This is a genomic window from Acidovorax sp. 99, assembly GCF_003096455.1.
Classification (GTDB): Bacteria; Pseudomonadota; Gammaproteobacteria; order Burkholderiales; family Burkholderiaceae_C; genus Acidovorax; species Acidovorax delafieldii.
The window spans coordinates 363344-386821 of the sequence record NZ_QEKU01000001.1 but is presented as its reverse complement, the minus strand read 5'-3'; the positions used below and the strand labels follow the sequence as shown (position 1 = coordinate 386821).

The following is a 23478-nucleotide window of genomic DNA, read 5'->3' as shown; positions in this document are numbered from 1 at the left end:
ATGAGTTCGGTGTTGTGCCGCCACATACGTCGCTGCAGAGCACAAGAGAAACCGGAGGGATCAGCGCGCGGGTGCGTTGGCCTTGCCGTTGCCACTGGGCGTTGCTTCTGCAACTTTCGGGTGCGACAGCAGGTAGTAGCGTTTGACCACGGCCTTTTGACCCTCTTGGCCCCCGGCGACCAGCTCGCTGCCGATGCTCACCAGCACGCCGGTGGCCTGGTTGAGTTGTGCGGCAAACGCGCACAGATACCAGGCAGCCTCTTCGCTCGCCAACTGTGCGGTATCGGTCTGCAGGATGTCGATGCCGTGCTCGCGCCCATACAGGCGCGTGAGCGCGCTGCCCGTGGCGAACGATTTGCGCTTCGGGTCTTTCAGGTCGGGCACGCGTTCAACGGCCTCCCATGCCCAGCGACGGCTTTCGGGCCACCACGTGCCCAGCAGCTCCGCATCGAACACCGTGCGCTTGCCGCCACGGAGCACGGTGAAGGTCTTGTGGAAAAAGTCCAGCGTGCGCAGTTGGCTGCCCGCCAGGTGCTGGCTGTTCAGCAGCTGTTGGCGTTCGATGTGGGATGCGAGGCTGGCGTCCAGCAGCGCTGCGTCGCGGGCGGGCAGTGCACCGCCAAAGGCGGTCTGTGCGTCGCGCTGCGGAACCATGGGCGGGTTGGCGCTGGCGGACAGGGGCAGGGCGCCGATCAGTGTGGCCAGCAGCAGGGCGTAGAGGGGCTGTCGAAGGGTCTGTGCAAACCCGTGGTTCAAAAGCATGGTTGGGGGTGGCAAACGCCGGAGAAGAGGAGTCGGGTCGAGCCCGTATTTTTGCCGAACCGGATGCAGGGATGTGCGTCGGGGCGGCCACAAAAAAACCGCCCGAAGGCGGTTCCTTGTCATTGCACCTTGTGGTGTGGCAGGCACCTCGCGGGCCCTGCCACACCCACGCGCATCAGGCGGCGGCGACGCCGATGCCCTTGAACTCGCCCGAGGCGATGCGCTTTTGCCACTCGGCCGGGCCCGTGATGTGGGCGCTGGTGCCACCGGCGTCCACGGCCACGGTCACGGGCATGTCCACCACGTCAAACTCGTAGATGGCTTCCATGCCCAGGTCTTCAAAGCCCACGACCTTGGCGGTCTTGATGGCCTTGGAGACCAGGTAGGCGGCACCGCCCACGGCCATCAGGTAGGCGCTCTGGTGCTTCTTGATGGCCTCGATGGCGACCGGGCCGCGCTCGGCCTTGCCCACCATGGCGATCAGGCCGGTCTGGGCCAGCATCATCTCGGTGAAGCCGTCCATGCGCGTGGCGGTAGTGGGGCCTGCAGGGCCCACGGCCTCGCCCTTGACGGGGTCCACAGGGCCCACGTAGTAGATGACGCGGTTGGTGAAGTTCACAGGCAGTTTCTCGCCCTTGGCCAGCATGTCCTGGATGCGCTTGTGCGCAGCATCGCGGCCGGTCAGCATCTTGCCGTTGAGCAGCAGCGTGTCGCCGGGCTTCCAGCTGGCCACTTCTTCCTTGGTCAGCGTGTCGAGGTTGACCTTCTTGCTCTTGTTGTAGTCCGGCGCCCAGTCCACGTTGGGCCACAGGTCCAGGCTGGGGGGCGTGAGGTACACGGGGCCCGAGCCATCCATCACAAAGTGCGCATGGCGTGTGGCGGCGCAGTTGGGGATCATCGCAATCGGCTTGCTGGCTGCGTGTGTGGGGTACATCTTGATCTTGACGTCCAGCACCGTGGTCAGGCCACCCAGGCCTTGCGCGCCAATGCCCAGCGCGTTGACCTTTTCAAACAGCTCCAGGCGCAGCTCTTCGACCTTGTCGAGCGCGGGGCCGCCGGTCTTGGCGGCTTCGGCCTTGGCCTGCAGTTCGTACATGTCCAGGTCGTCCATCAGGCTTTCCTTGGCCATGAGCACGGCCTTTTCGGCCGTACCGCCAATGCCGATGCCCAGCATGCCGGGTGGGCACCAGCCAGCGCCCATGGTGGGCACGGTCTTGAGCACCCAGTCCACCACGTTGTCGCCGGGGTTGAGCATGTACATCTTGGACTTGTTCTCCGAGCCGCCGCCCTTGGCTGCCACGGTGACGTCCACGGTGTTGCCGGGCACGATCTCGGTGAAGATCACGGCGGGGGTGTTGTCCTTGGTGTTCTTGCGGGCGAACTGCGGGTCGGCCACGACCGACGCACGCAGCGTGTTGTCGGGGTGGTTGTAGCCCCGGCGTACGCCTTCGTTGATGGCGTCGTCCAGGCTGCCGGTGAAGCCTTCCCAGCGCACATCCATGCCCACTTTCAGGAACACGTTGACGATGCCGGTGTCCTGGCAGATGGGGCGCTGGCCGGTGGCGCTCATCTTGCTGTTGGTCAGAATCTGGGCGATCGCGTCCTTGGCCGCCGGGCTCTTTTCGCGCTCGTAGGCGCGGGCCAGGTGGGCGATGTAGTCGGTGGGGTGGTAGTAGCTGATGTACTGCAGCGCGCCGGCAATGGATTCGATCAGGTCTTCTTGGCGAATGGTCGTCGTGGTCATGGCGGTGGGGGTTTGAGGGAAAACGCGAACCTTGAATTATCCCCCGCCGGGCTTGCGCGGTCCTGTCAGGGGCCATGGGGGGGGCAGGCGGGTGCTGGCGCGCCGTGGCCTAGGGTGGGTATGCTGCGGTCTGGTGTTTCGTTCCACCCCCCATTCGCTCGCTGAGCGGCAAGGCCCACCCGTGAAAACTTCCACCCCCGCCCCGACCGCAGTCCGCACCGAAAAAGACACCTTCGGCCCCATCGACGTGCCCGCCGATCGGCTTTGGGGCGCGCAGACGCAGCGCTCGCTGCACCACTTCGCGATCTCGGGCGAGCGCATGGCGCCTGAGCTGATCCGCGCGCTGGCCCAGGTCAAGCGGGCCAGTGCCTACGTGAACCATGCGCTGGGCCTGCTCGACGCGGCCAAGACCACGGCCATCGTGGCGGCGGCGGACGAGGTGATTGGTGGTGGCCACCTGCAGGAGTTTCCGCTGGTGGTGTGGCAGACCGGATCGGGCACGCAGACCAACATGAACATGAACGAGGTGCTGGCCAACCGCGCGAGCGAGCTGCTGGGGGGCCCGCGCGGCGAAGCGCGGCTGGTGCACCCCAACGACGAGGTGAATAAGAGCCAGTCGAGCAACGACGTGTTCCCCACCGCCATGCACCTGGCGGCGGTGGACGCGCTGATGCACCGCCTGCTGCCCGCGCTGCACGGCCTGCGCACCACGCTGGCGGCCAAGGCGAAGGCGTTCGACGGCATCGTGAAGATTGGGCGCACGCACCTGCAGGACGCCACGCCCCTCACGCTGGGCCAGGAGATCTCGGGCTGGGTGGCGCAACTGCAGCATGGCGAGCAGCATGTGCGCGCCGCGCTGCCCCACCTGGGCGAGCTGGCCCTGGGGGGCACGGCGGTGGGCACGGGGCTCAATGCCCCCACAGGCTATGCGCAGGCCGTGGCCAAGGAGCTGGCCGACCTGACCGGCCTGCCGCTGGTCACCGCCCCCAACAAGTTCGAGGCCCTGGCCAGCTGCGATGCGCTGGTGCATGCCCATGGCGCGCTCAAGACCCTGGCGGCCAGCCTGATGAAGATTGCCAACGACGTGCGCTGGCTGGCCAGCGGCCCGCGCAGTGGGCTGGGCGAGATCACCATCCCCGAGAACGAGCCGGGCTCGTCCATCATGCCGGGCAAGGTCAACCCCACGCAGTGCGAGGCGCTGACCATGCTATGCGCGCAGGTGCTGGGCAACGATGTGGCCATCAACATCGGCGGGGCCTCCGGCAACTTCGAGCTGAACGTGTTCCGCCCGATGGTGATCCACAACTTCTTGCAGAGCGTGCGCTTGCTGGCCGATGGCATGGCCAGCTTCAACGAGCACTGCGCCGTGGGCATCGAGCCCAACCAGGCGCGCATCAACGACCTGGTGGAGCAGTCGCTGATGCTGGTGACGGCACTGAATCCCCACATCGGCTACGACAAGGCGGCCTTCATTGCCAAGAAGGCGCACAAGGAGGGCACCAGCCTGCGCGCCGCCGCCGTGGCCTCGGGGCATGTGACGGGCGAGCAGTTTGACCAGTGGGTGGTGCCTGCGCAGATGGTGGGGCGCTGAGTCTGCAGGGCTGTTTGGTGGGATTACCGTGGCGTTTTTGAGCCAAATGCACCGGTAGCGCTAGTGCTGCATGCCTGAGTAGCTATTGAATTGATAGTTGTCGGCCCCGGGGGTGTCGCTGGCAGCCTGCCCGTCAGGCCGCTGGCGGGCCCTCGTGGTTCGGGTCCAGCGCAAAGCCTACGCCATACACCGAGCGGATCCAGTCGCTGCCGTCCGTGCTGGCGGCCTTGAGCTTCTTGCGCAGGTTCTTGATGTGGCTGTCGATGGCGCGCTCGTTCACGTCCAGCGTGTCGTCGTAGGCCTGGTCCAGCAGCTGGGCCCGCGAGAAGATGCGCCCCTTCTGGCGCGCCAGCACCTGCAGCAATTTGAACTCGCGCCGCGTGAGGCCCAGCGGCGTGCCATGCAGCATGGCCTGCCAGTGCGACTCGTCCAGCATCAAGGCGGCAAGTGGTGTGCTGGCGGAGGAAACCTCCTGCGCTGCGGCGGTGCGGCGCAGCACGGCCTTGACACGGGCCACCACCTCGCGCGGCGAAAACGGCTTGCAGATGTAGTCGTCCGCGCCCAGCTCCAGCCCGATGAGGCGGTCCACCTCTTCCACCCTGGCGGTGAGCATGATGATGGGGTGCTGCGTGTGGCGCCGCGCCTGGCGCAATATCTCCAGCCCGTCGATGCCGGGCAGCATGATGTCCAGCAGCGTGAGGTCGGGCGGCGTGGTGAGCATGCTCGCCAGCGCGGCGCGGCCCTCGGCCTGGTGCTCCACCGCATAGCCCGCGTGGCGCAGGTAATCCACCACGATGGCGGCGATGTCGGGTTCGTCTTCGACGACAAGGATGCGTGGGCTCATGGTGCCGGGTTGTCCAGAAGGGGCAAGTTCAGTGTGATGCGCAGCCCGCCCAGGGGCGAGGCCTCGGCCGTCAGCGTGCCGCCGTGGGCGAGCACGATGGCGCGGCAGATCGCCAGGCCCAGGCCTGATCCGCCGTGGTCGCGGTTGCGCGAGGTTTCAGCGCGGTACAGGCGCTCAAAGATACGGGGCAGCTCGTGCGCGGGCACGCCGGGCGCGCTGTCGTCCAGCTGCACCTGCAGCTGGGGGGCTCCATCGACCGGTGGCAGCAGGCGCGCCGCAATGCGCAGCAGGCCGCCCGCGTCGGTGTAGCGCAGGCTGTTTTCCAGCAGGTTCAAAAACACCTGGTGCAGCTGCTGCGCGTCGCCGCGCACCAGGGGGGCCGGCTGGGCGGCGCCTGGTGCGGCCAGGGCGTCCAGGCCGCTGGTGTCCACATCGATGCCCGCCTGCGCCAGGCGGGGGCGCATGGAGGCCAGCGCTTCGTTCAGCAGCGACAGCGGGTGCACGGGCACCTGGGCCGAGGGTGCGCTGGTGCCCTCCGCATCCAGGCTGGCGCGCAGGTCGCCCACCAGCTGGATCAGGCGCATCACCTGCTGGTGCAGGCGCAGCGCGGTCTTGTCGTCAAAGGGGCGGATGCCATCCTGCACAGCCTCGATCTCGGCGCGCATGGCGGCCAGGGGGGTGCGCAGCTCGTGGGCCACGTCGCCCAGCCATTGGCGGCGGCTGGCTTCGATGCTGCCCAGTTGTTCGGCCATGGTGTTGAAGGTGCGGGCCAGCTGGGCCAGTTCGTCATTGCCGTGCACGGGCACGCGGGTGTGCAGGTGGCCCTGCGCAATGCCGCGTGCGCCGGTGGCCAGGGCCTCGACCGGGGCCAGCCAGCGCCGTGCCAGCCAGCCCGACAGGACCAGCGCCAGCGCCAGGCCGACCAGGCCTGTCCACGCCACAAAGCCCAGGTGCTGGGCCAGAAAGGCCTGGTCGGCCTCGCTGCGCACGCCCTGCGGGGGCGCCAGCACCAGGTGCCCGATGGTCTGGCCACCGGCGCCACGCAACGCCAGGCGTGCGCCCCCCGGCTGGGGCGGTGTGCCTGCGACCAGCTGATCTTGTGCATCGAGCAGGCCCAGGCGGGGGTAGATGTCATCCGGGTGGCGCTGGGGTGGCGCTGGGCCCCGGTCCAGGGGCCGCAGGTCGCCGGGTGGGGGTGGGGGCGGGCTGTTGCCAAGGTCAGCGCCACGGCCACTGTCACTGGCATTGGCATTGGCATTGGCATTGGAAGGAGGGGGGTTGGCCGTGCCAGGAGGCTCCGACGAGAGGCCGGGCGGCGAGCCGCTGGGGGGGCGGGCGCCACCCGGCCCGCGTGGACCGCCGCCCGGGTGGGTCAGCCGTCCCCACAGGGACGACTGCCCCCGCAGGCTGTCCCAGCCGCCTGCCTGGGTGTGGTGGGCCTGCAGGCGCTCGGCCAGCCAGTCCATGCGGGCCAGCTCGATCTCGGCCACATACGGCCCCAGGCCCCGCTGCAGGCCCAGGCGCGAGAACCCCACAAAGATCAGCAACAACGCCAGCAGCAGGGCGGCCAGGGCGATGAAGGCTTTGCGGTGCAGCGTCAGATGGGGCACGGGGACGAGGGAGCGCAGGGGCGGCATGGTGGGTCAGCGGGCGGGGGGCGGGCCACCTGCGCCGGGGCCACCGGGCCCGCCAGCGGGCATGGCCACCAGGGTGCCGTCCATTGTGCGGCAAGTGCCTGCGAGGCTCTTGCCGTCGGGCATGGTCAGCGTGACGGAGGCGCCTTCGGTCTTGCCCTTGCAGGCGGCGTAGGCCTCAGGTGGCGGGGCGGGCGGCGTGCCGCGGGATGGCTGGGCGTGGCTGGGGAACGCTGCGGCGATGGATGCCAGGGCCAGTGCGGCCAAAAGGGTGTGGATCTTGAACATCGGGCGTCTTTCTGGTGATCGAAACAACAGGGTGAATGGAAGCAACGAGGGGCTCAGACCGCGATCGAAATCGTGATGCTGGCCGAGTAGCCGCCACCGGTGTTGGCCTGCATGGTGGTCATCTCCAGCGTGGTGCCATCGCTGAAGACGTTGTCCGTGGCAAACGACATGGAGGCCAGGTTGCGCACGCTGGCGCTGTAGCCCGAATTGCTGCTGTAGATGCTGCTGAGCAGTGCGGTGGGGAACGCCAGTTGCGTGGTCTTGATCTTGTTGGCGGCCTTGGTGGCCGATGCCAGCGTGGGGTAGATCTCCAGGTGCATGTGCGGCATGCGGCCCGCATAGCAGCCCGGAACGATGGTGGTGAAGGTCACGGTGCCGTTGGCGTCCGTGGCCTGCACGCCGCGCAGGTAGTTGTCGGCGATGTTGTTGGAGGTGTAGACCGAGTAGTTGCCGTCTTGCGTGCAGTGCCACAGGTAGATGGCGTAGCCCGACAGCGCCGCGCAGCTGGCGCTGGTGTTCGTCAGCGTGATGGTGATGGACAGCGGCACGCCGCTGACCTGGGTGGACGAACCCACTGAACTGCGGATGTCCGAGCGCACGATGCCGCTGAGCGCGAGCACGTTGTACGTGTTGTTGCTGGCCGTGGAGCCGTCGGCAGGGTAGGGCCCTGCGGTCTCCTCGGGGACTACGGAGCAGGTGGTGGTTGTGCCGGTGCCTGTTCCGGTGCCAGTGCCCGATCCGGTACCGCTGCCGGTGCCAGACCCGGAGTCCGTGCTGCTGCCAGAGTCGGTGCTGGTGCTGTCACTGCCGCCGCCGCACCCCCACAGGGAGGCGACGCCCAGCGAGCCGAGCGCGCTCAATGCCAGGCGGCGGCTGGTGGCGGTGTGTGTGGACGGGGAGGCTGCCGCAGCGGGTGCTGGCGCCGTCGCTGCGGTCGGGGAGAGAGAGGACAGAGGGGGCATGGATTTCTCCTTCGGGTGGGTCTGCACCGCACTGTGCCTACCGATTGAGGAGAAATCTGGGAGCGCCCAGGGCGCTGAATACCGAAGGGTGCTTACTTCAAATTTGATAGCTGCCAGCGCATATGCAACCGGCGCTATCGGCACTTTTGACGGATATTCTGGTCCCAGGGGCTCCCCCGGCGTTGCCGGGGAGCGTGGGGACCGTCGCCGTGCTCAGTGGCGGTCCGACGAGTGCGACATCAGCCGGTCGGTCAGCGCAATGGCCAGGGCGCTGAGCAGGAACACCACATGGATGATGGTTTGCCACATCAGCACCTTGAGGTCGTAGTTGGCGGCGTTGATGAAGGTCTTGAGCAGGTGGATGGAGCTGATGCCGATGATGGCGGTGGCCAGCTTGACCTTGAGCACCGAGGCGTTCACATGGCTCAGCCACTCGGGCTGGTCGGGGTGGTCTTCGAGGTGCAGGCGCGAGACAAAGGTCTCGTAGCCGCCGACGATCACCATGATCAGTAGGTTGGAGATCATCACCACGTCGATCAGCGCCAGCACCACCAGCATGATGATGGTCTCGTTGAGCGCGGTGACCTGGAAATCACTCTTGTAGCCAATGCTGGACACCAGGCTCTGCAGGGCCGCCGTGTTGCCAAACGCGGCTTCGATCAGGTGCACCAGTTCCACCCAGAAATGGAACACATACACCGCCTGCGCCAGGATCAGGCCCAGATACAGGGGCAGTTGCAGCCACCGGCTGGCGAAGATCATGGAAGGCAGGGGGCGCAGTGGCGCTGGGGGCTTGTGTTGGGGAGAGGACATGGCACTCGCAAAGGGTTGCAGGAGGCGCGATTTTAGGGGGGCAGCATGTCCCTGCGGTGGCAGGTGGGTCTGCGCAGCCGGTGGCCCGGCCCTTGGCGACAGGCGGGCCGCAATGGCGTACTCTGTAAGCTTCGCGCCAGTCAGTGGCCTGTAAGTGCCGCGCCCGACAGTACCGCCCAATTCCAATTCCCATTAGATCCAGGAGACAACACCATGAGTGCGCCCACATCCGCCATCGAGTCCGTGCTGGTTGAGAACCGCGTGTTCCCGCCCTCGGACGCCATCGTCAAAGCCGCGCGCGTGTCCGGCATGGCTGGGTATGACGCACTGTGTGCCGAGGCCGAGAAGGACTTCGAGGGCTTCTGGGCGCGCCAGGCACGCGGCAACTTGCAGTGGACCAAGCCTTTCACCCGCACGCTGGACAAGTCCAACGCGCCGTTCTTCCAGTGGTTTGCCGATGGCGAACTCAATGCCTCGGCCAACTGCCTGGACCGCCACATCGGCACAGCCACCGAGAACAAGACGGCCATCATCTTTGAAGCCGACGATGGCACGGTCACCAAGATCACCTACAAGGAATTGCTGGCCCGCGTGAGCCAGTTTGCCAACGCGCTCAAGGCCCATGGCGTGGCCAAGGGCGACCGCGTGCTGATCTACATGCCCATGACCATTGAAGGCGTGATTGCCATGCAGGCCTGCGCCCGCATTGGCGCCACGCACAGCGTGGTGTTTGGCGGCTTCAGTGCCAAGGCCGTGCACGAGCGCATCATCGACGCCGGTGCCGTGGCCGTGATCACCGCTAACTACCAAATGCGCGGCGGCAAGGAGCTGCCGCTCAAGGCCATCATTGATGAAGCCCTGGCCATGGGCGGTTGCGACACCATCCGCAACGTGTTTGTCTACCAGCGCACGGCCACGGCCTGCAACATGGTGGCGGGGCGCGACAAGACCTTTGCCGAAGCACTGGCAGGCCAAAGCACCGAATGCGCCCCGGTGGCCGTGGGTGCCGAGCACCCGCTGTTCATCCTGTACACCAGCGGCTCCACCGGCAAGCCCAAGGGCGTGCAGCACAGCACCGGCGGCTATCTGCTGTGGGCCAAGATGACCATGGACTGGACGTTCGACCTGCGCGCCGATGATGTGTTCTGGTGCACGGCCGACATTGGCTGGATCACCGGCCACACCTACGTGGCCTACGGCCCGCTGGCGGCAGGCGCCACACAGATCATCTTTGAAGGCATCCCCACCTTCCCGAACGCAGGCCGCTTCTGGCAGATGATCGAGCGCCACAAGTGCACCATCTTCTACACCGCCCCCACGGCCATCCGCTCGCTCATCAAGGCCGCCGAGTCCGACGAGGCGGTGCACCCTGCGCGCTCCAACCTGTCGAGCCTGCGCATACTGGGCAGCGTGGGTGAGCCCATCAACCCCGAAGCCTGGATGTGGTACCACAAGAACGTGGGTGGCGAGCGTTGCCCTATCGTGGACACCTTCTGGCAGACCGAAACCGGCGGCCATGTCATCACCCCGCTGCCTGGCGCTACGCCGCTGGTGCCCGGCAGCTGCACGCTGCCTTTGCCCGGCATCACGGCCGCCATCGTGGACGAGGTGGGCAACGACGTGCCTAATGGCGCCGGTGGCATCCTGGTCATCAAGCGCCCCTGGCCCAGCATGATCCGCACCATCTGGAACGACCCCGAGCGTTTCAAGAAAAGCTACTTCCCCGAAGAACTCAAGGGCTACTACCTGGCCGGTGACGGCGCGGTGCGCAGTGCCGACCGGGGCTACTTCCGCATCACCGGCCGCATTGACGACGTGCTGAACGTGTCCGGTCACCGCATGGGCACGATGGAGATCGAATCCGCCCTGGTCGCCAAGACGGATCTGGTGGCCGAGGCCGCCGTGGTGGGCCGCCCTGACGATGTGACCGGCGAGGCCATCTGCGCGTTTGTGGTGCTCAAGCGCTCGCGCCCCACCGGCGAGGAAGCCAAGCAGATCGCCAACGAACTGCGCAACTGGGTGGCCAAGGAGATTGGCCCCATTGCCAAGCCCAAGGACATCCGCTTTGGCGACAACCTGCCCAAGACCCGCAGCGGCAAGATCATGCGCCGCCTGCTGCGCAGCATTGCCAAGGGCGAGGCCATCACCCAGGACACCAGCACGCTGGAAAACCCCGCAATCCTTGATCAATTGGCCAAGGCCAATTGATCCAGAAGGCACCGTGCAACGGCGCCAGCGCGCAGCGCTTGCCGGATTTGGGGGCACTCATATCGCGCAGCGATGTGACGTGGCCCCAAAACCCGTTGATCATCACCCCGGTATGTGATCGAAACAGCGGGCCCGCTCACCCGGCGGGCTCGCAGCGCGCTTTGTAGGACGCAATCTCCAATTACTCCTCTGGAGCGTGTGAATCCCTGCGCATGCGTTACAACGACAGCATGGCGTGGCCGGTCATCGTGGCCGGGCGCCGCTGACCGGAGATTTCACATGCAACTGCGTTCCTTCGTTTTGCTGCTGACCGTGCTGGCCATCGCCGCACTGGCTGCCCTGAACTGGCCCACGCTGGCGGCTCCCTCCCTCGTATCGCTGGGCGTGGTGTCGTTTGAGGCACCCCTTGGCCTGCTGATGCTGGCCCTCACCACGTTGTTGGGCATCTTCTTTTTGGCGTACGTGTTGTCGCTGCAGGGATCGGTGCTGCTCGAAACCCGTCGCCACACCAAAGCGCTGCAGGCGCAACGCGAGCTGGCCGACAAGGCCGAGGCGTCTCGCTTCACGGAGCTGCGTGCCTTTCTGGAGGCCCAGCACAGCCAAGCCCATGCAGCCGTGCTGGCGCGTCTGGACCACCTGGAAGCCCGGCTCGCCGCGCGCGCCGAGGAATCTGACAACACCACGGCGGCTTATGTCGGGCAGCTGGAGCAGCAGCTGCGCTCCCGCCATGCGCTGGGGACGCCTGTCGTTTAGTCCCGCGCTACTGCAGGAACCGGCGCAGGTTCCTGCGCTCTTGGTTCCACCGCTGCAAAGCGTCCACGCACAAAAAAGCCGCGTCACATGGTGCGCGGCTTTTTTCATGGGTTTGACCCGTCCTACCCGGCGTTGACACATGGACCTTTCAAAAAGGGCATGTGTCATGGAATCAAGTGTCAAACGCACGCAGCGCGACTACACGCTGGCCTTTAAGTTGGCGGTGGTGGAGCAGGTGGAAAAAGGCGAGCTCACGTACAAACAGGCGCAGCAGCGCTACGGTATCCAGGGCCGCTCGACGGTTCTGGTCTGGCTGCGCAAGCACGGTCGCCTGGGCTGGAGTCCTGCGGCATCATCTGCAGCCATGCCGATAGACAAGAAGAACACTGGGGCTCTCACGCCCGAGCAGCAGATCAAGGCCCTGCAGGTGCAGCTCGCACAGGCGCAGGAGAAGGCCAGGCTATTCGAAGCCGTCATCGACGTGCTGCGCAAGGACTACGGGGTGCGCGTCGTAAAAAAGCCTTTGGGCAAGTCCTCGCGCAAAACCTTGTCACAGGGTTGAGCGTGAAGAGGGCTTGCCAGCACATGGGCCATAGCCGGCAGGCGTATTACCAGGGCAGGCGCCGCCAGGCCGATCGCCTCGCGAACGCGCAGGCGGTGGTGGAGTTGGTGCGCGAGCAGCGCATGCGTCGGCCACGCATCGGCACGCGTAAGCTGCACTACCTGCTGCAGGAGCCGCTGCAGCGCTGAGGCATCGACTTGGGCCGCGATGCAATGTTCGACGTCCTGCGCAACGCCAGGCTGCTGGTGGCGCCCCGGCGGGCGTACCACAAGACGACCGACAGCCACCACCGCTTCAGGCGCCACCCCAACCTGCTCAAAGCCGGGCCACAGCAGGTTCGCGCCAGCGCCAGCGAACAGGTCTGGGTAGCAGACATCACCTACTTGCCCACACACGGCAAGTTTGTTTACCTGAGCCTGGTCACGGATGCTTATTCCAGAAAGATCGTCGGCTGGCACGTGCATGAGAGCCTGCAGACCGAGGAGGTGGCGCAGGCCATGAAGATGGCGCTATTGGGGCGACAGAGCAGTCGGCAGCTGGTGCACCACTCCGACAGGGGTATCCAGTACTGCTCGACGTATTACCAGGCCCTGCACAAGCGCCATGGCGTGATCTGCTCGATGACGGACGGCTACGACTGCTACCAGAACGCGCTGGCCGAGCGGGTCAACGGCATTCTGAAGACCGAGCTCTTGTTGCAGCGCCCTGCGGATCTCGCCCAGGCCAGACGCATGGTCGAGCAGTCGGTGCGCATTTACAACTGCGAGCGGCCACACCTATCGCTGAAAATGCAAACGCCCGATGCGGTGCATCGGGCGTCGTTGGCCGGATAGTCCGGCTGGAGTTTTAAACCGTCCTGGGTGTCAACGCTATTCAGGACGGGTCAGTTCTATCGGGCATCAAACCCGGAACCCTTGGGCTGCAGCCAACTACTTCTGCGTCAGCACCCAGGCAGCCAGCTTCTTCGCTTCGGCGTCACTCACTTGCGCATTGGCGGGCATGGGTACTGGGCCCCACACGCCAGAGCCACCCTTGACGATCTTGGCAGCCAGCTTGTCCACGGCGTCCTTCTGACCAGCGTATTTGGCTGCTACGTCCTTGTAGGCAGGCCCCACCAGTTTCTTGTCCACTGCGTGGCAAGCCATGCAGTTCTTGGAGGTGGCCAAGGCCAGGTCGGCCATCGCGGGTGCCGCAACCGACAGCGTCAAGGCGAGTGTGATCAGGGAACGCTTCATGGTGGGAATTCCTGTGGTTGAGTTACAGTGCTTTTAATGCGATTGTAGTGACTTGGGTTGACACGCAGTTGTCCCTGGTCAATCCCGCTTTTCGCGGCATTCTTTGGAGAGAGCGATGTATCTGCTGGGTCTGTCCCTTCTCATGCTGGCACTGAAATATTTCGAGATCGGCCCCGTGGCCACGTGGTCGTGGTGGTGGGTGCTGGCACCCTTCGCGGCCACAGCGCTGTGGTGGGCCTGGGCTGATTCCACTGGCTACACCAAGCGCAAGGCCATGGAGAAGATGGACCAGCGCAAAAAGGACCGCATCAACAAACACAAGGAAGCCTTGGGCATTCGCCCACGCAAGCCGCGCTGACACTGGCCCTGGCCCCGCTGCAAGGGGCTCATGGTGGTTTGCGCGATGACTTGTTCTCGTCGTCTATTCAACAAAAAGCCCGCAGTACATCGCGTACTGCGGGCTTTTTGTTGTGAACCGACCACCAGGATAAAGACGTCCGCCGGAGCCTCAACCGTCTTCTCGCCACCCGCCGGTGCGCCGCCTCAGCGCGATCAATAGGCGTCCAGCACGGCTCCTTTGCTCGCGCTGGACGCGTTGAACGCAAACTTGGCTTGCACGCCCCGGGTGTAGCGCGGTGCAGGTGCCGTCCAGGCGGCGCGGCGCTTGGCGATTTCTGCCTCGGGCACGTTCAGCTCCAGCAGCAGCTGGCGTGCGTCGATGGTGATGCTGTCGCCCTCGTTGACGAAAGCAATCGTGCCTCCGGCTGCGGCCTCGGGCGCCACGTGGCCGACCACCATGCCCCAGGTGCCGCCGGAGAAGCGGCCGTCGGTGATCAGGCCCACGCTCTCACCCAAGCCTGCGCCGATCAGCGCACCGGTGGGGGCCAGCATTTCTGGCATGCCGGGGCCGCCCTTGGGGCCCAGGTACCGCAGCACCATCACGTCACCGGCCTTGATCTTGCCCGCCAGGATGGCTTCCAATGCCGATTGTTCGTCGTCAAACACGCGGGCCGGGCCGGTGATGACGGGGTTCTTCAGACCCGTGATCTTCGCCACCGCGCCTTCGGGGCTCAGGTTGCCCTTGAGGATGGCCAGGTGGCCTTGCGCGTACATAGGCTTGTCGATAGGACGAATCACGTCCTGGTCGGCGCGGGGCTCGTCCGGCACGTCCTTCAGCACCTCGGCGATCGTCTTGCCTTCGATGGTGAGGCAGTCGCCATGCAGCAGGCCCGCATTGAGCAAGATCTTCATGACCTGAGGGATGCCCCCTGCGCGGTGTAGATCCACCGCCAGGTACTTGCCGCTGGGCTTGAGGTCGCACAACACAGGCGTCTTCACGCGCACGCGCTCGAAGTCGTCGATGCTCCACTCCACGCCTGCCGCATGGGCAATCGCCAGGAAGTGCAGCACCGCGTTGGTCGAGCCGCCCGTGGCCATGATCACGGCCACGGCGTTCTCGATGGACTTCTTGGTCACGATGTCGCGGGGCTTCAGGTCCTTCTTGATGGCCTCGATCAGCACCTTGGCCGACTCCTTGGCCGAGTTCATCTTCTCGTCGTGCGGGTTGGCCATGGTGGACGAATAGGGCAGGCTGATGCCCAGGGCCTCGAACGCGCTGGACATGGTGTTGGCGGTGTACATGCCGCCACACGAGCCGGTGCCGGGAATGGCGCGTTTTTCGATCTCCTTGAGGTCGAAGTCGCTGAGCTTGCCCGCAGCGTTTTCGCCCACGGCCTCGAACACGCTCACGATGTTCAGGTCCTTGCCCTGGTAGTGGCCGGGCAGGATGGTGCCGCCATACACATAGATGGCAGGCACATTGGCGCGCAGCATGCCCATCAGGCCACCGGGCATGTTCTTGTCGCAGCCGCCCACCACCAGCACGCCGTCCATCCACTGGCCGCCCACGCAGGTTTCGATGCAGTCGCTGATGACTTCGCGGCTCACCAGGCTGTATTTCATGCCCTCGGTGCCCATGGCCATGCCGTCGCTGATGGTGGGGGTGCCGAACACCTGGGCGTTGCCGCCCGCTTCTTCGATGCCAGCAATCGCCGCATCCGCCAGCTTCTGCAGGCCGCTGTTGCAGGGCGTGATGGTGCTGTGGCCGTTGGCCACGCCCACCATGGGTTTGACGAAGTCGCCTTCCTCGTAGCCCATGGCGTAGTACATGGAGCGGTTGGGTGCGCGCGACTTGCCCTGGGTGATGTTGGCGCTGCGGCGGTTGATGGGTGCGGAGGGCTTGCTGGAGTCGGTCATCGTGGGGCGTCCTGGTCTCGGGGTTGGGGGGCTGGAGCGGAATGGATCATTCTGCCAGCGCCGTCGCAGCGCGTGGGGGCTGCCCCCGCAATCCCCAACGCCACCGCCCCGGGCGGGCCTGTGGGGCTGGGCGATAATTGACAGGTTTGCCCCCGGCACGGCTCAAGAGGTTGTTGCACGGGCGCGCGAGGGGCCTTTATGAGTCCGGCCCGCTTCCTTTTCAGCGATTTTCCAGAAGCCAGCACGATGCCCATCTACCGTTCCAAAACCTCCACCGCCGGTCGCAACATGGCAGGCGCGCGTTCCCTGTGGCGCGCCACCGGCATGAAAGACGATGACTTCAGCAAGCCGATCATCGCGGTGGTCAATTCGTTCACCCAGTTCGTGCCCGGCCACGTGCACCTGAAGGACCTGGGCCAGTTGGTGGCCCGCGAGATCGAAGCCGCCGGCGGCGTGGCCAAGGAGTTCAACACCATTGCCGTGGACGACGGCATTGCCATGGGCCACGACGGCATGCTGTATTCGCTGCCCAGCCGCGACATCATTGCCGACTCGGTCGAATACATGGTCAACGCGCACTGCGCCGATGCCATGGTCTGCATCTCCAACTGCGACAAGATCACCCCCGGCATGCTGATGGCCGCCATGCGCCTGAACATTCCGGTGATCTTCGTTTCGGGTGGCCCGATGGAAGCGGGCAAGACCCGCCTGGCCAACCCGGTCACCAAGGTCATGGAGTTCAAGAAGCTCGACCTGGTGGACGCGATGGTGATTGCCGCCGACACCAACTACTCCGACGCCGATGTGGCTGAGGTCGAGCGCTCGGCTTGCCCCACATGCGGTTCGTGCTCAGGCATGTTCACCGCCAATTCCATGAACTGCCTGACCGAGGCGCTGGGCCTGTCGCTGCCCGGCAATGGCACGGTGGTGGCCACCCATGCCGACCGCGAGCAGCTCTTCAAGCGCGCCGGCCGCCGCATCGTGGACCTGGCCAAGCAGTACTACGAGCAGGACGACGAACGCGTGCTGCCCCGCTCGGTGGGCTTCAAGGCGTTTGAAAACGCCATGACGCTGGACATCGCCATGGGTGGCTCCACCAACACCATCCTGCACCTGCTGGCGATTGCCAAAGAGGCCGAGATCCCCTTCACCATGGCCGACATCGACCGCCTCTCGCGCGTCGTGCCGCAGCTGTGCAAGGTGGCGCCCAACACCAACAAGTACCACATTGAAGACGTGCACCGCGCGGGCGGCATCATGGCCATCCTGGGCGAGCTGGACCGCGCGGGCAAGCTGCACACCGATGTGCCCACCGTGCACGCTCCTACGCTCAAAGACGCGCTGGACCAATGGGACATCGTGCGCACGCAGGACGACGCCGTGCGCACTTTCTACATGGCGGGCCCCGCAGGCATCCCCACGCAGGTGGCGTTCAGCCAGAACACCCGCTGGCCCAGCCTGGACCTGGACCGCGCAGAGGGTTGCATCCGCTCGTACGACCACGCCTTCAGCAAGGAAGGCGGCCTGGCCGTGCTGACCGGCAACATCGCGGTGGACGGCTGCGTGGTCAAGTCGGCCGGTGTGGACGAAAGCATCTTGGTGTTTGAAGGCACGGCCCACGTGACCGAGTCGCAGGACGAGGCCGTGGCCAATATCCTGGCCGACAAGGTCAAGGCCGGTGATGTGGTGATCGTGCGTTACGAAGGCCCCAAGGGCGGCCCCGGCATGCAGGAGATGCTCTACCCCACCAGCTACATCAAGTCCAAGGGCCTGGGCAAGGCCTGCGCGCTGCTGACGGATGGGCGCTTCTCGGGCGGCACCTCGGGCCTCTCGATCGGTCACTGCTCGCCCGAAGCCGCTGCGGGCGGTGCCATCGGCCTGGTGCAGAACGGCGACCGCATCCGCATCGACATCCCCAACCGCACGATCAATGTGCTGGTGAGCGATGAAGAACTGGCCAAGCGCCGCGAAGCGCAAAACGCCAAGGGCTGGAAGCCTGCCCAGCCACGCCCGCGCAAGGTGTCGGCCGCGCTCAAGGCCTATGCCAAGCTGGTGATGTCTGCCGACAAGGGCGCCGTGCGCGACTTGTCGCTGCTGGACGACTGAGGGGCAGCCTTGCAGGGCCAGGAGCCCTGCCGCCGCACCGAAGCCGCGCCTGGAGGGCGCGGCTTTTTTGTTTTTGCTCCACTTTTGATAGATGTCGGCACATGACGGACTAGCGCTTGCTCGGCTTTTTTCTCAGAAACGTGGTGTATAGCTCCAGCGGATCGCCCTGGCGCGGCTGCGGTCGCCCGGTGGTCCTGCTCGGGGCAGGCAGCCCTGGGTGCGGGGTCATCCCCAGCGCGGGCACAATACCCGCCACCATGTTGACCTATCCCCACATCGACCCCGTCGCCCTGCAGATCGGCCCACTGGCTGTGCACTGGTATGGCCTGACCTATCTTGCGGCCTTTGGCCTGTTCATGTTGCTGGGCATCCGGCGCTTGCGGCACCCGCCCTTTGCCTCCATCACGGGGCCCGGCGCCTGGACGCGCAAGGATGTGGAAGACATCCTCTTTCTGGGGGTGGCTGGCGTGGTCATTGGCGGGCGGCTGGGCTACTGCCTGTTCTACAAGCCGGGCTACTACCTGAGCCACCCGCTGGAAATTTTTGCCGTGTGGCAGGGCGGCATGGCCTTCCATGGCGGGCTGCTGGGTGTGGTGGTCTCCATGCTGTGGTTTGCCCATTCGCGCCGGCGCCCCTGGCTGCAGGTGGCTGACTTTGTGGCGCCCTGCGTGCCCACGGGGTTGGCGGCAGGGCGTGTGGGCAACTTCATCAATGGTGAACTGTGGGGCCGCTTTGCCAGCCCCGATCTGCCCTGGGGCATGGTGTTTGCGCACAGCGGCTCCATGCAGCCGCGCCATCCGTCGCAGGTCTACCAGTTCCTGATGGAAGGATTACTGCTGTTCATCCTGTTGTGGCTGTATGCCCGCAAGGAGCGTCGCCCCGGCCAGGTGGCGGCCGCTTTCCTGTTCGGCTACGGTGTGTTCCGCTTCATTGCCGAATATTTCCGCGAGCCCGATGCCTTCCTGGGCATCCTGTCGCTGGGCATGAGCATGGGGCAATGGCTGTGTGTGCCCATGATCGTGGGTGGCGCAGCGATGTGGCTGTGGGCGCAGCGGCAGCCGGTGGGGGCGCTGGTTTCGAGATAAAACGGGCGATAGCGCCGGTGTTTCATGCCCGAGCAGCTATCAAATTGGTAGTGATTGGACCGAGTGGCGGGTAAGCAGGCGGTCAATGCCGCGCATCACCCCGCCGCGCCATCGTCCACAGGGCGGCCCCCACGATGAGTGCACCGCCCACCCAGCCCGTGACGCTGAGCTGCTCGCCCAGCCAGAACACCGCAAACAGTGCGCCAAAGGCGGGCTCGCTGCTGGTCAGCAAGCCCACCCGCGTGGGCGAGCTGTGGCGCAGTACCCAGTTCTGGGCCACAAACGCAAACACCGTGCAGCCCGCCACTAGGTAGACGCAGGCCCACCAGAAAGCGCTGGCTTGGGTGAGCGACGGCAGCGGGGGCAGCTTGCCCGGCAAAGCCAGCGCCAGCAGCAGGCAGCCCACCCCGATCACGCCCGACTGCACCGCTGTGAGGGCCAGCACGGGCGCGTTGCGGCGGCGGGTGAGCCGCGTGGTCTGGCACACGGTGATCGCGCGCAGCGCGGCGGCCGCCAGCATCAGCGCGTCGCCCCAACCCCACTGGCCGGTGTAACCCCCGCTGAGCAGGGCTGCGCCGAGCAGCGAGACGGCGGCAAAACCAAACATCGCACGCTCGGGCCGCTGGCGCAGCAGCCACCACTCGGCAAACGGTGTGAACACCACGCACAGGCTGATCAAAAACGCTGCATTGCTGGCCTGCGTGAGCGCCAGGCCAAAGGTCTCGCACAGAAAGATGCTCAGCATCAGCCCACCCAGCGGCAGGCCGGCCACCAACGCATCGCGCCGCTCGGGCGCAGTGGCGCGCAGCAAGGCCGGGAGCAGCACCACAAAGGTCAGGAGGAAGCGCACGGCCAAAAAACCCAGCACCGGGTAGAACACCAGGGCCCCCTTGGCCACGCCATAGCTGGTGCCCCACACCACGGCGACCAGCAGCAAGGCCAGGTCAGAAAGGCGCGGGGCCAGCGGGGAAGGGGCGGACAGGGGCAGGGTGTGTGACATGGGGCGCAGATTGGGGGGGAGGCTGTGGGGCGCCGCGCGTGGCGGCGATGGGCTGGGGAAATTATCAATTTGCGTCCATGCATTGATAATCGCTGCCAAAGAACTGCACTTGTTCCTCATGCGCATCAATCAGCCTCTGGACAGCCTCCCCGACATGGCGGTGTTTGCGCGTGTGGTGGATGCGGGCAGCTTCTCGGCCGCCGCGCGGCAGCTGGGCATCACCCCGTCGGCGGTTAGCCGCCAGGTGGCTCGGCTGGAAGGGGCGCTGCGCGTGCGCCTGCTGGAGCGCACCACCCGCAAGCTGCGGCTGACCGACGCGGGCACGGCGGTCTACAGCCGTTGTCAGGACATGGTGTCTGCCGCCCGCGAGGTGTGGGCGCTGAGTGACACGCACTCTGCCGCGCCCTCCGGCATGGTGCGCATGAGCATGGCCAAGGCGGTGGGGCGCCAACTGGTGCACCCGCTGGTGCTGCCGTTTTTGCAGAAATACCCCCAGGTCGATGTGCAGCTGTTGATCACCGACCGCACGGTGGATCTGTTCGAGGAGCCCATCGACCTGGCCCTGCGCGTGACCGACACCCCGCCCCCGGGACTGGCCGGACGGCCGCTGGCCACGTTGCGCCATTTGGTTTGCGCCAGCCCGCATTACCTGGCTGAGCGGGGCCACCCCCAGCACCCGCGCGACCTGGAGCACCACGCCTGCATCACCCTGGGCGAGGACGAGCGCGACCGGCACTGGCGCTTCGAGCGCGCAGGCGAATCCGCCACGGTGGCCGTGCGCGGCCGCTATGTGGCCAACCACAGCGAGGTGCGGCTTGAGGCCGCGCTGAGCCACCTGGGCATTGCCAGCCTGCCGGGCTTTACTGCGCGCGCTGCGTTGGCGCGGGGTGACCTGGTGACCGTGTTGCCCGATTGGGAGCACAAGACCTCGTACGCGGGCACGGCCTGGGTGCTGTACCCGTCCCACCGGTTTCTGCCGGCCAAGCTGCGGGTGTGGATCGACCACCTGGTGGAAGGTTTTGCGGGCGTGGAGTGAAGCGGGGGAGGGACGCGAGGGCAGGGCGACCGTGCGGTGGGCGCAGCGGGTGCTGCGCCCTCGGCCGCTCATCTGGCCCTGGGCTGATCACCCAACGACGGTGCCTTGGGTCCAGCAGCAAAGTTCGCCACCCTTGCTGCTATGTGGCACGCAGCGTTGCGCAACCACCGCAGCAGCCGTCTTTTGTGTAACCAAAGTCTGCAAATCAGGGTTTACACCTTGTCATTTTGCGTAATTATGAGAAATTACGTACATGGCGAGGCAATCGCCACTGTTGTCAGCTGATAGAGGGGTGTTACAGGCATTCGGCCTGCGCAATCCACTAGGAGTTGGCTGCTGATGCCTCGCGGGTTGGTGCCCTGGAGCCTTGTTGTACATGCGTCCTGTCCCGAATTCACTGCACGACGAAGTCGCCTCCCGGCTGCGGGAGCAGATTTTTGCGGGCGCCTTGCCGCCCGGCAGCTTTCTGGACGAGGCTGCCTTGTGCGAGCGGCTGGAGATCTCGCGCACCCCGCTGCGCGAAGCGCTCAAGGTGCTGGTGGCCGAGGGGCTGCTGCGCCATGAGCCGCGCCGGGGTTGTTTTGTGGCCGAGGTCACCGAGAGCGATCTGGACAACATCTTTCCCGTCATCGCTTTGCTGGAGGGGCGTGCCGCACACGAGGCCACGCGCAAGGCCGTGGCGGCCGACATTGCCGCGCTGGAGCTGCTGCACGAGCGCCTGCAACAGTGCGCGGCCGACGGGCGCATGACCGACTACTACGAAGCCAACTACGCCATCCACGAGGCCTTCATCACGCTGGCGGACAACCGCTGGCTGGCCCAGGTGATTGGCGACCTGCGCAAGATCCTGCGGCTGGCACGCCACAAGACGCTGCATGCCCCCGGGCGCATGCAGCAAAGCCTGGCAGAGCATCTGGCCGTGTTTGCCGCGCTCAAGGCGCGCGACTGCGACGCGGCCGAGGAGGCCATGCGCACCCATCTGTTGCGCCAGCGCGATGCGCTGCGCGATGTAGCCCGCAACCAGCAATCGAGGTTGACCCCATGATCAACAGCACTCCCGAATGGATCACCCGCAGCGTGTCACGCCTGCGCACTGCCGCGCCTGCCGCCGACAAGGCGGGGGACAAGACCGCCGACAAGTCTGCCAAGGCCTCACTCGACAAAACCGTGACCGATGTGGTCGCCAAGGTCGCGGTGCCGCGTTCTACCAACGAGCGCCTGCAGGCCACCCTGCGGCGCGGCCAGGAGGCGTTGTCGCCCCGCGCATTGCGCCGTCTGCTGGCCGACCTGCAGGAGGTGGTGGCGCCCCAGGTGAGCGAGATCGAGGGCGGCCGCCGCGCCCAGGCCGTGGCCGACTGGTATGCGAAGGCCGAGCCCGAGGAAAGGCGCGACATGTGGCTGCTGATGTGCGAGCAGTTCGCACCGGATGCCACGCGCTTCAAGTCGGCCCGCCAGCGCTACGAAGCGGCGGCCGGCACGGCCGAAGAAGGGCAGGCCGAGATCAGCCTGCGCCGTGCGCTGGTATCACCCCGCACGCGGTTGCTGCAGCGGTTTTCGGCGTTCCCCGAGGGCATGCGTTTTCTGGTGGACATGCGCGCAGAAATCCTGCCGCTGCTCAAGGCCGACAAGCGCCTGCTGCCGCTCGATGCCGAGCTGGAGCACCTGTTTTCGACCTGGTTCGACGTGGCCTTCCTGGAGCTGCGCCGGCTGTCGTGGGACTCGCCCGCCTCGCTGCTCGAAAAGCTCATCAAGTACGAGGCCGTGCACGACATCCGCAGCTGGGCCGACCTGAAGAACCGCCTGGACAGCGACCGCCGCTGCTATGGCTTCTTCCACCCGCGCCTGCCCAACGAGCCGCTGATCTTTGTGGAGGTGGCGCTGGTGGACAAGATCTCGTCCAGCATCACGCCGCTGCTGGACGAGGCCGCTGCGCCCGTGGACATCACACGGGCCACCACTGCCATCTTCTATTCCATCAGCAACACGCAAACAGGCCTGCGCGGCGTGAGCTTTGGCGACTCGCTCATCAAGCATGTGGTGGAAACGCTCACGGCCGAGTTCCCGCGCCTGCGCACCTTTGCCACGTTGTCGCCCATCCCGGGTTTCCGCGCTTGGCTGGGCAAACATGCAGGGGCCATGCTGGACCGCCTGGACGACAAGCGCCGCAGCGAGCTGGGCCGCGCGGTGGGCTTCGAGCCGCCGCAGGCCACGCATTTGCTCGGGGCGGTGGACAAGGCGCTGGAGCTGGACGCCAAATCCCCCGTGCGCCAGATGCTGCTGGAATGCGCCGCGTACTATCTGGGCCGCGAGTTGCAAGAGGGTAAACCGGCAGACCCCGTGGCCCGCTTCCACCTGGGCAACGGCGCGCGGGTAGAGCGCCTGAACTGGGCGGGTGACCCGTCCAGCAAGGGGCAGAAACAATCGTACGGGCTCATGGTGAACTATCTGTACGACTTGAAGCGCATCGACAAGCATCGCAGCTTGCTTGCGCAGGGCAAGGTGCCAGTGTCGGGGGACATCGACAGCCTTTGCCGCGACTGACGGGGCGGCCGGCAAGATGCCGGGCGGACCAGTGACCGCGTATTTTTACAACGACAGG

Annotated in this window: 19 protein-coding genes and 1 pseudogene; 10 read left to right on the top strand and 10 right to left on the bottom strand. The window is 65.9% G+C overall.

The window, feature by feature from the left end; genetic code table 11:
• Window positions 1–60: 60 nt before the first annotated feature.
• Window positions 61–762 carry a DUF6882 domain-containing protein gene (locus C8C95_RS01885; RefSeq protein WP_116747453.1) on the bottom strand — a complete coding sequence of 234 codons (702 nt, stop codon included), beginning with the start codon at window positions 760–762 and terminating at the stop codon, window positions 61–63.
• A 175-nt stretch (window positions 763–937) separates the two neighbouring features.
• Window positions 938–2506 carry a fumarate hydratase gene (locus C8C95_RS01880; RefSeq protein ID WP_116747452.1) on the bottom strand — a complete coding sequence of 523 codons (1569 nt, stop codon included), beginning with the start codon at window positions 2504–2506 and terminating at the stop codon, window positions 938–940.
• A gap of 181 nt (window positions 2507–2687) precedes the next feature.
• Here C8C95_RS01880 and fumC point away from each other — a divergent pair, with 181 nt between their 5' ends.
• Window positions 2688–4097, top strand: coding sequence for a class II fumarate hydratase (gene fumC / locus C8C95_RS01875; protein WP_116747451.1), 1410 nt, complete (start codon window positions 2688–2690; stop codon window positions 4095–4097).
• Window positions 4098–4230: 133 nt separating this feature from the next.
• On the opposite strand, the gene C8C95_RS01870 is transcribed toward fumC, so the two are convergent.
• The 5 genes from C8C95_RS01870 to C8C95_RS01850 form a co-directional block, all read right to left on the bottom strand.
• Window positions 4231–4941, bottom strand: coding sequence for a response regulator (locus C8C95_RS01870; RefSeq protein WP_116747450.1), 711 nt, complete (start codon window positions 4939–4941; stop codon window positions 4231–4233).
• Window positions 4938–6578 (bottom strand): ATP-binding protein, encoded by a 1641-nt coding sequence (locus C8C95_RS01865; protein WP_116747449.1) that lies wholly within the window; start codon window positions 6576–6578, stop codon window positions 4938–4940. The genes C8C95_RS01870 and C8C95_RS01865 overlap by 4 nt, the downstream gene beginning before the upstream one ends.
• A 6-nt stretch (window positions 6579–6584) precedes the next feature.
• Window positions 6585–6863, bottom strand: a complete 279-nt coding sequence (locus tag C8C95_RS01860; RefSeq protein ID WP_099730670.1) for a hypothetical protein — start codon at window positions 6861–6863, stop codon at window positions 6585–6587.
• A 53-nt stretch (window positions 6864–6916) separates the two neighbouring features.
• A complete protein-coding gene (locus C8C95_RS01855) occupies window positions 6917–7825 on the bottom strand; it encodes an intradiol ring-cleavage dioxygenase (protein ID WP_116747448.1) in 909 nt (302 codons plus the stop codon).
• 213 nt (window positions 7826–8038) lie between these two features.
• Entirely contained in the window at window positions 8039–8638 is a 600-nt protein-coding gene (locus C8C95_RS01850) for a TIGR00645 family protein (RefSeq protein ID WP_056064456.1), read from the bottom strand.
• A 213-nt stretch (window positions 8639–8851) separates the two neighbouring features.
• Between C8C95_RS01850 and acs the strand changes: the two genes are divergently transcribed.
• The 3 genes and pseudogenes from acs to C8C95_RS01835 all read left to right on the top strand — a co-directional run bounded on the left by acs (window position 8852) and on the right by C8C95_RS01835 (window position 12994).
• On the top strand, window positions 8852–10846 hold the full coding sequence (acs, locus tag C8C95_RS01845; protein WP_116747447.1) for an acetate--CoA ligase: 1995 nt from the start codon (window positions 8852–8854) through the stop codon (window positions 10844–10846).
• A 279-nt stretch (window positions 10847–11125) separates the two neighbouring features.
• Window positions 11126–11599 (top strand): LapA family protein, encoded by a 474-nt coding sequence (locus C8C95_RS01840; protein WP_116747446.1) that lies wholly within the window; start codon window positions 11126–11128, stop codon window positions 11597–11599.
• A 166-nt stretch (window positions 11600–11765) separates the two neighbouring features.
• Window positions 11766–12994: pseudogene (locus C8C95_RS01835) on the top strand (IS3 family transposase).
• Window positions 12995–13090: 96 nt separating this feature from the next.
• On the opposite strand, the gene C8C95_RS01830 reads toward C8C95_RS01835, so the two are convergent.
• A complete protein-coding gene (locus C8C95_RS01830; RefSeq protein WP_056747133.1) occupies window positions 13091–13396 on the bottom strand; it encodes a c-type cytochrome in 306 nt (101 codons plus the stop codon).
• A 115-nt stretch (window positions 13397–13511) separates the two neighbouring features.
• Between C8C95_RS01830 and C8C95_RS01825 the strand changes: the two genes are divergently transcribed.
• Entirely contained in the window at window positions 13512–13754 is a 243-nt protein-coding gene (locus C8C95_RS01825; protein WP_056747134.1) for a TIGR04438 family Trp-rich protein, read from the top strand.
• Between the two features lie 194 nt (window positions 13755–13948).
• Here C8C95_RS01825 and ilvD (C8C95_RS01820) read toward each other — a convergent pair whose 3' ends face one another.
• The gene (ilvD, locus tag C8C95_RS01820; RefSeq protein WP_116747445.1) at window positions 13949–15652 is read right to left on the bottom strand and encodes a dihydroxy-acid dehydratase; all 1704 of its coding nucleotides are present in this window, start codon (window positions 15650–15652) and stop codon (window positions 13949–13951) included.
• A 246-nt stretch (window positions 15653–15898) separates the two neighbouring features.
• On the opposite strand from ilvD (C8C95_RS01820), the gene ilvD (C8C95_RS01815) reads away from it, so the two are divergent.
• Window positions 15899–17758: a dihydroxy-acid dehydratase gene (gene ilvD, locus C8C95_RS01815; protein WP_015014824.1), complete on the top strand. Its 1860-nt coding sequence runs from the start codon at window positions 15899–15901 to the stop codon at window positions 17756–17758.
• A 257-nt stretch (window positions 17759–18015) separates the two neighbouring features.
• Window positions 18016–18843, top strand: coding sequence for a prolipoprotein diacylglyceryl transferase (gene lgt / locus C8C95_RS01810; RefSeq protein WP_056747142.1), 828 nt, complete (start codon window positions 18016–18018; stop codon window positions 18841–18843).
• 82 nt (window positions 18844–18925) lie between these two features.
• Here lgt and C8C95_RS01805 read toward each other — a convergent pair whose 3' ends face one another.
• A complete protein-coding gene (locus C8C95_RS01805) occupies window positions 18926–19843 on the bottom strand; it encodes a DMT family transporter (RefSeq protein ID WP_116747444.1) in 918 nt (305 codons plus the stop codon).
• 118 nt (window positions 19844–19961) lie between these two features.
• Between C8C95_RS01805 and C8C95_RS01800 the strand changes: the two genes are divergently transcribed.
• The 3 genes from C8C95_RS01800 to C8C95_RS01790 all read left to right on the top strand — a co-directional run bounded on the left by C8C95_RS01800 (window position 19962) and on the right by C8C95_RS01790 (window position 23420).
• Window positions 19962–20879 (top strand): LysR family transcriptional regulator, encoded by a 918-nt coding sequence (locus tag C8C95_RS01800; protein ID WP_116747443.1) that lies wholly within the window; start codon window positions 19962–19964, stop codon window positions 20877–20879.
• Between the two features lie 376 nt (window positions 20880–21255).
• Window positions 21256–21924, top strand: coding sequence for a GntR family transcriptional regulator (locus C8C95_RS01795; protein WP_056064427.1), 669 nt, complete (start codon window positions 21256–21258; stop codon window positions 21922–21924).
• Entirely contained in the window at window positions 21921–23420 is a 1500-nt protein-coding gene (locus C8C95_RS01790; RefSeq protein WP_116747442.1) for a malonyl-CoA decarboxylase, read from the top strand. Before C8C95_RS01795 ends, C8C95_RS01790 begins: the two co-directional genes overlap by 4 nt.
• Window positions 23421–23478: the final 58 nt, after the last annotated feature.